Below are 10,616 nucleotides of genomic sequence, written 5' to 3' on the forward strand. Positions count from 1 at the left end.
TTTGCGAAATCCAACATACGGTGCACAGTGAGATTCACGAAATTTAACGAGGTGTAAGATTGATTGGCATGACACCTTTCAATATGACAACATTGTTATAGTACAATATGGTATACTGATACCAGTTGCTGGCACATCGGACGGACCGTGACCTAAGAAAGTGGTGAACAGGATATATGCAGCAATGGAAACTGAATCTCATCATTTTATGGTTCGGTTCATTTCTTGCCATGGCGGGAATGACCATGGTAACACCGTTTCTCGCTTTATATTTGCAGCATGATATCGGGCTAACCGATACCCATCAAATCGCACTCTGGTCGGGATTTATATTTGCTGCGAACTTCTTCACTTCATTCATCTTCCAGCCAATCTGGGGAAAATTTGCCGACAAGTACGGTCGTAAAGTAATGCTGCTCCGCTCTGGATTCGGGATGGCAGCAGTAACCGCGTTAATGGGGCTAGCGCAGACGCCTTGGCACCTCTTGCTGCTGCGCATGCTGAACGGAACCATTTCCGGGTTCAACCCTGCCGCCGTTGCCCTCGTATCGTCAACGACACCGAAGGAACGAATGGGCTTCGCGATGGGTGTGCTTCAATCCGGCGTCGTTGCCGGATCTATCTTGGGTCCACTGATTGGCGGCGTTCTAGCCGATTGGGTCGGATATCGCCCTATCTTCTACATTACAGGCACCTTGCTCTTCCTCGCGACCTTGCTGACGATGTTCATGGTGAAGGAATCATTCGACCGCGAGAAGGCAACCGACGCAGCCGAAAAGTCTGTACTAGAGGGCTTCAAGGAATTGGCTCGCATCCCGCAATTGAAGTCGTTATTGGCTGTAACCTTCCTACTTCAATTTGCAATGCTCAGCCCGATGTCGCTGCTTCCGCTCTATGTACAAGAGCTGCATGGGTCACAGAAAGATCTTGCGCTGCTTGCGGGCATAGTCAGTGCGGTTACCGGGCTATCCAATATGATATGCTCACCGATACTCGGGAAGCTTAGTGATAGGATCGGGTCGCATCGAATCCTGACTGTCTGTCTTATTGGTGCAGCCTGCTCCTTAATCCCTCAGGCATTCGTCAATCAAGTATGGCAGCTTGCTGCCGTACGATTCGTGCTTGGCATATTTATGGGAGGTCTTCTCCCTTCCGTCAACTCGCTTATTCGCAAATATACGCCTGACGGAATGGAAAGCCGAGCTTACAGCTTCAACAGCAGTACACTGGCACTAGGCAATATGGTTGGGCCAATCGTCGGAGGATTGGTCTCCGGCGTGATCGGGATAGAGGGAATCTTTATTATGTCGGGAGCGTTATTGCTTATCAATACTGTGTGGACTCGCTTCTCGTTGTACGGCAGTACACGTGCACAAGTCCGTCCGTAGTGTTAGCGAAGCACGTGTTCCATTTGAATAGTCGTTCATAAGCAGTTCAAGAATAGGTCACAGCAGCATGCCGGTTACCTCAGTAGGCTTCAGACATAACGAGAATATCGCCAACAAGACCCAGGGATGCCCTGGGTCTTGTTCTATATTAGACTCGCCACCGAGCTTCGCTCTACGAACTCAAAACGCATAATATGCTGCTCCGGCATCGCTTCTGGCTGCATAATGCGGGTATAGCAAGCCTGGAACATGGCAGCACCAGCCTCCTCGTTGCGATAATCAATCGAAGTTACTCCGATTACAGCCGCCATAGGGAAGTTCTCACAACTTATCAAGGACAGATGTTCAGGCACATAGATGTCCTGCTTCCGCCCCTCCAATATAATCCCAGCCGCAACTTCATCGCCAGAAGCAATAATAGCGGTCGGACGATTGTCCATGGCAATCCACCTCTGAAGCACCTCAGCTCCATGCTGTATGTTACTGCTTCGATAGAACATCCAATCCTCTTGGGGAGTTACACCAACATCCCGCAGAGCATCCATATAGGCCTGCAAGCGGATTGAACTATTGTAGCTATACTCCCTGCAGACTGATATCCCGATATGTCGATGACCTTTATCGATTAGATAGCGCATGGCATAGCTGTAGCTACCATAGTAATCGAAGCTGATCGAGGTGATCGGGCGATTGCCAGCATGCTCTAACGACACAATCGGCCCATAGTGTGCGTACTCCTCAATCGTATCCCATGATAAATCCTTCGATACAATAATCAGTCCATCAATTTGTCTACGCTTCAACATATGAAGCGCACGCAGCTCTTCCTCCTCGTTATAATCCGTTTGAAAAAATACGAGGTTATATTTATGTTTCAGCGCTTCATCTGCCAATCCCGTCATGAAACTGGAGAAGAAAGGCATATCCATGCACGGAAGGAGGATGCCAATCATCTGTGTTCTCCCTTTGACTAGATGAACCGCATTGAAATTTTGACTGTAATCAAGCTGCTCGACCACCTGCATGACGGCCTCACGCTTCTCCTGACTCACATAGGGATGATTGTTCAATACACGGGATACCGTGGTGACGGATACCCCCGATAGCTCCGCAATCTGCTTAATATTCGCCATATACGTAATCCCCCTCATTCATCCATCGCACTCTTTATTATAACGCATGGTAACCGTTGTCTGAAAAAAAGTAAAAAAGCTTGCTATGAAATGCATTTCATCTGTTACGTTATAGCTGTAGCCGTTATCTGCTGGCGTAACCGATGCATGTGATGAAACACGTACAGCATTGCTTCGTCTCATGGAAGTGGGCGTTACGGCAGAACGGCTCGCAGCCGAGCAGCATGAAGAAGGAGAGAGAAATGATGACAAGAAGCATCGTATTTTTTGACATAGACGGAACATTATTGAATGAACAGAAGCGGATCGATCCTTCTACGAAGCAGGCTATCACGCAGCTCCAGCAGTCCGGCATATATACAGCGATTGCAACCGGCCGCTGTCCAGCATCCTTCAAGTGGGTATGCGAGGAGCTCAATATCCAATCCTTCGTGTCCATGAACGGACAGTATGTCGTCTTTGAAGGACAGGTTATCCATGATAATCCGATTCCAGCTGCTGAAGTTGACCGATTGACCACAATGGCTGACGAGCGCAACCATCCTCTCGTCTACTTGCAGGCAGATGCCATGCAGAAGTCCATGAAGCATAATACATTTACCGAGGCGCTGAAGCAGTTCCAAATTGAGCGACTACCAATTCGACAGGTCAGTGATTCGAATAAGCCCGTGTACCAAATCTTACTATTCTGCAATGAGCAGGATGGAATGGAATACGCCGCGCACTTCCCTGATTATCAGCAGCATCGCTGGCATACCCACGCAGTAGACTTTCTACATGCCAATACAACAAAAGCTGTTGGGCTGCAAAAGATGATTGAGCATGCCGGATTTTCTCGGGAGCATTGCTATGCTTTTGGCGATGGTACGAACGATATCGAAATGCTACAATTCGTTGGCACTGGTGTGGCGATGGGGAACGCATCCGATGATATTCAGATGCATGCTAATTATGTGACATCCTCAAATAATGAAGACGGAATTCGGAATGGACTGCAAGCAATTGGTCTCATTTAACACATATATGAACAACCCTCCGGCATGTAGGCCGGAGGGTTGTATGTTCTATTTAATATGATTTCTTATACAATGTGCAGCAGGTTCAAGAATACGAGCAAAATGACAATCGGAATGACATAGCGCAACAGCATCACATATAGGGCAAGCCCCTTCTGCCACCATGCTGCTTCTGTACGGAACTCCTCCTTCAACCGATCCTTAGGGAATCGATAGCCGACGAATAATGCGATTAACAGTACGCCGAGCGGCATCAAAATATTCGTTACTGCGTAGTCAGCAGCTTCGAAGATCGTCAAGCCGAATAGCTGAACTTCGGACAGTACACCGAAGGACAACGCAGAAGGTACACCAGCCAAAAAGATCAAGATACCGAACAGCACACTTAGTCGTTTCCGATTGATTTTATTCCCGCGCGAGAAGCCCGACACCAAGATTTCCAACATCGAAAATGCGGAAGTCAATGCCGCGAATAAGAATAGTGCCAAGAATAACGTAATAAAAATTCCGCCGTAAGGCATTTGCTCGAACAGTGCTGGAAGCGTGCCAAACAGCAGACCTGGACCTTCCTGCGGCTTCATACCCAATGCGAACAACGCTGGGAAAATCGCGATTCCCGCCATTATCGAAGTCAACACGTTCAAGCTAACGACCGACGTCGCAGATTTCACCAACGACTCCTTCTTGTTCAGGTAAGAGCTGTATGTGACCATAACAGATACACCGACACTGAGGCAGAAGAAGGACTGTCCCAGCGCATTCAGAATAGCTTGTCCGGTTAGCTTGCTGAAGTCAGGCATAAGGAAGTACTCAAGCCCTTCAGTCATACCCGGAAGTGTCAGCGATCGAAGAATAAGGACAAGAAATAGGATGAACAGTCCGGGCATCAAGATGCGGCTTGCTCGCTCAATGCCTGACTTAATCCCTTGACCGACGACGACAATCGTAATCAGCATGAAGGATAGCTGCGCCATGACTGCAGTCCATGGATTGGAGACTGTCTGCGCAAACAGCTCATCATAATTTCTGCCTTCTACGAGCAATCCCCCTACAATACCACGGGCCAAATACAGTAGAATCCAGCCTCCTACTACACTGTAGAAGGAGAGCAGCAGGAAACAAGTTCCCATCCCTAAATATCCTGTCCAATGCCAACGCGTGCCTGGCGCAATTTCTTTATATGCACCGATTGCTTCCTTGCCTGTTCCACGACCGATCACAAATTCTGCAATAAGCAGCGGCAAGCCAATGCCTAATGTAAAAATAAGAAACAGAAGTAAAAATGCCCCGCCACCGCTAGTGGCGACGACATTCGGGAACTTCCATATCGCTCCGAGACCAATGGCCGATCCCGCCGAGGCCAATATAAATCCAATCTTCGAAGTCCATTGCTCATTACCCTTCATGAATTCCTCCTGCAACCGTTCTTTCTCGTTGTCATCATCTCAACTTGCTTGTTGCCTAATCTGTGATTGTAGTACTTAGAACGGAAGCCAATTCATTCCGTGCAAAAACACAATACCTACGATAATTGGCAAAACGTAGCGCAGCAGCACTACATATAACATTAGACCCTTATGCCACATTGATGGCATTGTGCTCCATTCTTCCTTCAATCGCTCCCGAGGGTATCGGAAGCCGACAAATAAGGAAATAAGCAGTACCCCTAGTGGAAGCATCACATTCGTTACCGCGAAGTCTGCCCACTCGAATACATTCTTGTTCAACCATGTCAGCTCGCTGCCTATTCCGAACGACAGTGCAGATGGCACGCCGAGCAAGTAAATAATCGTGCCAAACAACCAGCACATTCGCTTTCTACGTACCGCATCATGATGCGAGAAGGCAGCGACAACGATCTCAAGCAGCGAGAACGCTGATGTTAGTGTTGCGAACAGGAACAAAGCGAGGAAGACCGCTATAAATATACTGCCGTACGGAAGCTGCTCAAATACATTTGGCAAAGTCACGAACAGCAACCCAGGCCCATCCACTGGCTTCATCCCCAACGCGAACAATGCAGGGAAGATGGCGATTCCCGCCATGAATGAGGTCATCACATTTAAGCCAACGACAGACAGTGCAGGCTTGCCAAGCGATTCCCCCTTCTTCAAATAGGAGCTGTAGGTCACCATACAAGATCCGCCTACGCTCAAGCAGAAGAACGACTGCCCCAGTGCATTCAGCAACGCTTCCGAGGATAGCTTGCTGAAATCAGGCTTCAAAAAGTATACAATACCTTCATACATTCCAGGCAGCGTCAAGGAACGCACAATCAGCACCAGGAACAACACGAACAATCCTGGCATTAATATACGGCTTGCACGCTCGATGCCCGCCGTAACCCCTTTGGACACGACGATTATCGTCAACATCATAAAGGCGCCCTGTGACAGTACCGCAAACCACGGATCTGCTGAGGTTTGCGAGAATAGTTGCCCGTAATCTCGTCCGTTCTCCAGCAATGTACCACTTACCGAACGAAGGAAATACAGGACAATCCACCCGCCTACTACACTATAAAAGGAGAGCAGCAGCGAGCATGTTGCCATTCCGAGATATCCGACCCAGTGCCAACGGCTGTTTGGCGCCAGATCCCGATAAGCGGACACGGCTTCCTTGCCTGTTCCACGACCGATAAGAAATTCGGCAAGGAGCAGCGGAAGACCGATACCGAATGTAAACAAGATAAATACAAGAAAGAAGGCTCCTCCGCCGCTCGTTGCGACTACATTCGGAAACTTCCATATAGCTCCGAGACCAATAGCGGCTCCGGCAGAAGCCAGTATGAATCCAAGCTTGGACGTCCATTGTTCTCCCGATTTCATATCATGATCCATCCTTCATAGTCTAATTGCTGTCACATATTATAACATAAGAAGGAACGGCTTCACGCATGATTTTAGGGCTTCGGCTGCGGAATTCATACACCAAATTACGGTTATCGAACAATCGCGAGCGCCAAGCCGTCATAGGCAGGCAGCAGCGTGCTGATCAGGCGCTCATCCTGAGCAATTCTCTCATTGAAGAGACGCATAGCCTGTACAGCTGGCCCTTGCTTGGATTCATCAAGGGTGCGTCCCCGCAGCATCAAGTTATCTCCCGCAATAATGGCGCCCGGTCTAGCCAACCGTATCGCATACTCCAAGTAGTTCGGGTAGTTCCCTTTGTCCGCATCAATAAAGAAGAAGTCAAATTTCGCTTGCTCCTTCTCCAGCTCAGCTAACGCGTTCATCGCTTCACCGACTCTATATTCCACTTGACTTCCATATCCTGCTTCTGTCAAGTTGTTCTTTGCAATATCCGCATAATCCTGACGCAATTCAAGCGATACCAGCTTGCCGTCTGACGGCATTCCGCGAAGCAGACAGCAGCCGCTATAACCGCCTAGGGCTCCAATCTCCAGTACATCCTTGCCCCCTGACATACTTACAAGCATGGTCAGCAATCTTCCGTACCCTTCGTGTACGGATATATCAGGCAAGCCATGTTGCCGAATATTTTCCTTAATCTTCTCTAATTCATGATCCTTCTTATAGAGCTGTTCCAAATACGTTTCAACCGCTTCATTAGACATTTTCACAACCTCCTGCTTTTTATGATATGATGAATGCCATATGAGTACAAGTCAGACGAGAAAACGGAGTTGAATGAGAACAATGAATCGACCTTGGTCGTTAATCGCAACTACGCCGATGGGGCTTGAATCCGTCGTCGCACGCGAATTGCAGCAACTAGGATATGAAACCCAAACCGAGAACGGACGCGTCAATTTCACTGGCGGCCCGCTGGATGTGTGCCGCGCCAACTTATGGCTGCGCTCCGCGGATCGCATACTAATTAAGATGGGACAATTCCCTGCCCGCACCTTCGATGAGCTATTTGAAGGAACCAAGGCCATTGACTGGCATGATTGGATTCCGGCTCACGGCGAATTCCCGGTTGATGGACGCTCACACAAATCCCAACTGTCCAGTGTGCCTGCCTGCCAAGGCATCGTGAAGAAGGCAGTTGTTGATAAATTAAAGCAGCAGTACCATATTGAGTGGTTTGAGGAAACAGGGCCGTTATACCGGATTGAGGTATCCCTGCTTAACGATATCGCCACCATTACATTAGACACAACAGGGGCTGGACTCCATAAGCGTGGGTATCGCAAGCAGTTGACTGGGAAAGCCCCGCTCAAAGAAACAATGGCCGCTGCACTTGTACAGCTTAGCCGCTGGAATCCAGAGCGGCCGCTGTATGATCCATTCTGCGGCTCCGGCACACTGCTCATCGAAGCAGCTATGATTGGGTGGAATGTAGCTCCCGGACTTCGCCGCTCCTTCTCCAGTGAATCATGGTCCGTCATTGACGAATCATACTGGGAAGAAGCACGAGATGAAGCATTCGATGCTGTACGGGACGATATTGAACTGCAGATCATGGGCTCTGACATTGATCCAGAATCGATTCGCCTAGCTGAAGCAGCAGCGAAGAGCGCAGGCTTCGGTCGTGAGATCCAATTCCGAGTTGCACCAGTTGCACAGGCTAAGCCTACCGGAGATTACGGCGTCATATTGACGAACCCGCCGTACGGGGAACGCTTAAGTGAGCAGGAAGAAGTCGACCGCATGATCCGCCAGCTCGGCTTCGTCTATAAGACGCTTCCGACATGGTCGATGTTCGTCATTAGTCCAAACCGCCAGTTCGAACATCGAATCGGCGATCCAGCAACGAAGCGCCGCAAGCTGTACAACGGCAATATCGAATGCCAGTTTTATCAATACATGGGCCCGCTCCCACCACGCAAGCCGCGTCCGGAGCAACAGTCTTAATTTTAATCGGAGGCCGCCTCTATCCAATCGAGTTGTACGTCACTCGATTAGGATGGGGCGGCCTTTTTTTATCGAATCCATCGGATAGTAACGTTGACGTAAATACCTTCATTTTTTAATAATTGGTAAATTGATAAACGAAGTCCACTGCTGTAGCAGGTACCTTCTTTTTCAATTATTACATTATCGTAAAATCTGGTATGATGTAGATTGTTTGAATAAGTAGAAGTACAGAAAGGATGGAAGTATGAATTCGTCTATGTATGGCTCGTATCACAACTCAAGCCGTCGTCTTTCTTTCTCGTCCATATTCGGACGATTCGATATGGTATGGTTCATTGTCTTGATAATGTGGAAGCTGTTTTGGTTCGATCGAACGCTATCGATCCCCTATATGACAATGACCACGCCCGACTTTTTCGTCGCACTTGGCGCTGTTATCCTTATCGCCGGATGGACGTTCTGGCTGTCGAAGCGCTGGCGTACAATGGTACTGCTTGTGCTCAATGTACTACTTACAATTCTTATCTTTTCCGACTTGGTATACTTTCGTTATTTTCAAGACTTCATCACAGTACCGGTGCTGCTGCAAGCTGGACAAGTTAGTTCGCTTGGCGACAGTATCGCATCCTTGATCCATATCGGGGACATCTGGCTATTCATCGATTGGATCATCGTTATTCCATTGACGATCATATATTTCAGAGTACTGTCCAAGGAACGCCGGGAACATCGGAGTGGATACTCGCTTAGCAGTGAACGGCGCCGTCGACCGGCATGGGTGAGTCGCTTAATCACATATATTCTTAGCCTTGTCATAGGCGCATTAATGATGGCTGTGCCGATACATCAAGCAACGACTACATGGGCATCCGGCGTCTTCTCGAGCAATTGGTGGAATGCTTCCATCTATAACATAACAGGGCTGTTCGGATTTCATGGGTATGATGTGTACCGCTATGCTGAATTGAAATGGTTCGGCGGAAATAAGCTTAGCGAAGAAGAGTTGGATAAGGCGCAGCATTGGTTCGACGATCACCGTGCGAAGCTGCAAGGGCCTCCTGCCTCCTTCGGCAAATATAAGGGCAGCAATGTTATCATTGTGCAGGCAGAAGCTTTTGAGAATTTTGTCATTGGCAAGTCTTTCAACGGACAAGAGATTACACCGAATATGAACAAGCTGTTGAAGGAAAGCATGTACTTCAGTCGTTTCTCCCATCAAACCGGACAAGGACGGACATCAGATGCAGACTTTGGAGTGAACGCAAGCCTTCACCCATTGCCAACCGGATCTGTCTTTATCCGTTATCCAGATCAAACGTATGATTCGCTGCCATCTATTCTGAAATCGTCAGGATATTCCACTGGTGCGTATCATGCCTATGATGCGGGGTTCTGGAATCGATATATTATGTACAGCAATATGGGGTACGACACCTTTATGAGCCGTACCGATTATAAGATAGACGAGCCGCTTGGGTGGTCACTTGGTGATAAGTCATTCCTGCACCAATCCGTAGCGCACATGGCTGACGGCAAATCTCCATTCTATAGCTTCCTTATTACGCTGACTAGCCATCATCCGTACAAGCTGCCAGCAGATAAACAGGAGCTGAATGTCGAGCCATATCAGGACACGATCTTTGGCGACTATTTGCAAGCTATCCACTACGTAGATGCAGCACTGGGCGAAATGATTGAAGATCTGAAGCAGCGCGGTCTATGGGATAAGACAATTTGGATGATGTACGGGGATCATGATAATTCGATTGAAGATCGCGAACCGCTTGCTCGCATGCTTGGACATGAGATCAGTGATTTCGATATGCTTGAAATGAAAAACCAAGTGCCACTAATCGTGCACTTGCCTGATGGAGCAAATGCAGGTACCTATGATACCGTGAGCGGTCAGCTAGATGTTGAGCCTACGCTCTTGCATTGGCTCGGAATCGATGCAAGCGATAAGCACCTCATGGGGCAAAATCTGCTGAACCCAGCAAATCGCTTGGTCGTCTTCCGTAATGGCTCATACACGAACGGCAGTGTGTACTATGTACCATCCGCTGATGGGCTGTTAGAGCACGGTACCTGCTATGATTATGGGACACGCCAGCCAACTGATGTAGCTGCGTGCCAGCCATTCGCGGCAGAAGCGCAGAACCGACTTCACATCTCAGATCAGGTCATTATGAACAACGCAATTCAACAATTGCGTGAACGCAAGAAATAAAATAAACAACGAAAAGAGCCGCTGCATCA

8 protein-coding genes are annotated in these 10,616 nt (G+C 48.4%); 4 read left to right on the forward strand and 4 right to left on the reverse strand.

Translation table 11 applies throughout. The features are described 5' to 3' along the window. Positions 1–176 precede the first annotated feature (176 nt). Complete coding sequence (locus tag AZ66_RS21940; protein ID WP_021253269.1) at positions 177–1,388, forward strand: MFS transporter; 1,212 nt, start codon at positions 177–179, stop codon at positions 1,386–1,388. A gap of 143 nt (positions 1,389–1,531) precedes the next feature. Here AZ66_RS21940 and AZ66_RS21945 read toward each other — a convergent pair whose 3' ends face one another. Beyond that, positions 1,532–2,521 (reverse strand): LacI family DNA-binding transcriptional regulator, encoded by a 990-nt coding sequence (locus tag AZ66_RS21945; RefSeq protein WP_044356787.1) that lies wholly within the window; start codon positions 2,519–2,521, stop codon positions 1,532–1,534. A 143-nt stretch (positions 2,522–2,664) separates the two neighbouring features. Here AZ66_RS21945 and AZ66_RS21950 point away from each other — a divergent pair, with 143 nt between their 5' ends. Next, a complete protein-coding gene (locus tag AZ66_RS21950; protein ID WP_082061680.1) occupies positions 2,665–3,537 on the forward strand; it encodes a Cof-type HAD-IIB family hydrolase in 873 nt (290 codons plus the stop codon). Positions 3,538–3,602: 65 nt separating this feature from the next. On the opposite strand, the gene AZ66_RS21955 is transcribed toward AZ66_RS21950, so the two are convergent. From AZ66_RS21955 to AZ66_RS21965, 3 genes are all read right to left on the reverse strand, one after another. Continuing rightward, positions 3,603–4,943, reverse strand: coding sequence for a sodium-dependent transporter (locus AZ66_RS21955; protein WP_021260146.1), 1,341 nt, complete (start codon positions 4,941–4,943; stop codon positions 3,603–3,605). A gap of 75 nt (positions 4,944–5,018) precedes the next feature. Beyond that, the gene (locus AZ66_RS21960) at positions 5,019–6,365 is read right to left on the reverse strand and encodes a sodium-dependent transporter (RefSeq protein ID WP_044356789.1); all 1,347 of its coding nucleotides are present in this window, start codon (positions 6,363–6,365) and stop codon (positions 5,019–5,021) included. 113 nt (positions 6,366–6,478) lie between these two features. After that, positions 6,479–7,114 carry an O-methyltransferase gene (locus AZ66_RS21965; protein ID WP_021260148.1) on the reverse strand — a complete coding sequence of 212 codons (636 nt, stop codon included), beginning with the start codon at positions 7,112–7,114 and terminating at the stop codon, positions 6,479–6,481. Positions 7,115–7,196: 82 nt separating this feature from the next. Here AZ66_RS21965 and AZ66_RS21970 point away from each other — a divergent pair, with 82 nt between their 5' ends. Both AZ66_RS21970 and AZ66_RS21975 read left to right on the forward strand, forming a co-directional pair. Beyond that, positions 7,197–8,357: a THUMP domain-containing class I SAM-dependent RNA methyltransferase gene (locus AZ66_RS21970; RefSeq protein ID WP_044356790.1), complete on the forward strand. Its 1,161-nt coding sequence runs from the start codon at positions 7,197–7,199 to the stop codon at positions 8,355–8,357. A 247-nt stretch (positions 8,358–8,604) separates the two neighbouring features. Then, positions 8,605–10,587: an LTA synthase family protein gene (locus tag AZ66_RS21975; protein WP_052648756.1), complete on the forward strand. Its 1,983-nt coding sequence runs from the start codon at positions 8,605–8,607 to the stop codon at positions 10,585–10,587. Positions 10,588–10,616: the final 29 nt, after the last annotated feature.

It is taken from the genome of Paenibacillus sp. E194 (assembly GCF_000935845.1).
Lineage (GTDB): Bacteria > Bacillota > Bacilli > Paenibacillales > Paenibacillaceae > Paenibacillus_B > Paenibacillus_B alvei_B.

Coding starts and splice junctions, on each gene's coding strand:
- AZ66_RS21940 (WP_021253269.1), top strand. CDS start 177: ATGCAGCAATGGAAACTGAATCTCATCATTTTATGGTTCGGTTCATTT.
- AZ66_RS21945 (WP_044356787.1), bottom strand. CDS start 2,521: ATGGCGAATATTAAGCAGATTGCGGAGCTATCGGGGGTATCCGTCACC.
- AZ66_RS21950 (WP_082061680.1), top strand. CDS start 2,665: ATGCATGTGATGAAACACGTACAGCATTGCTTCGTCTCATGGAAGTGG.
- AZ66_RS21955 (WP_021260146.1), bottom strand. CDS start 4,943: ATGAAGGGTAATGAGCAATGGACTTCGAAGATTGGATTTATATTGGCC.
- AZ66_RS21960 (WP_044356789.1), bottom strand. CDS start 6,365: ATGAAATCGGGAGAACAATGGACGTCCAAGCTTGGATTCATACTGGCT.
- AZ66_RS21965 (WP_021260148.1), bottom strand. CDS start 7,114: ATGTCTAATGAAGCGGTTGAAACGTATTTGGAACAGCTCTATAAGAAG.
- AZ66_RS21970 (WP_044356790.1), top strand. CDS start 7,197: ATGAATCGACCTTGGTCGTTAATCGCAACTACGCCGATGGGGCTTGAA.
- AZ66_RS21975 (WP_052648756.1), top strand. CDS start 8,605: ATGAATTCGTCTATGTATGGCTCGTATCACAACTCAAGCCGTCGTCTT.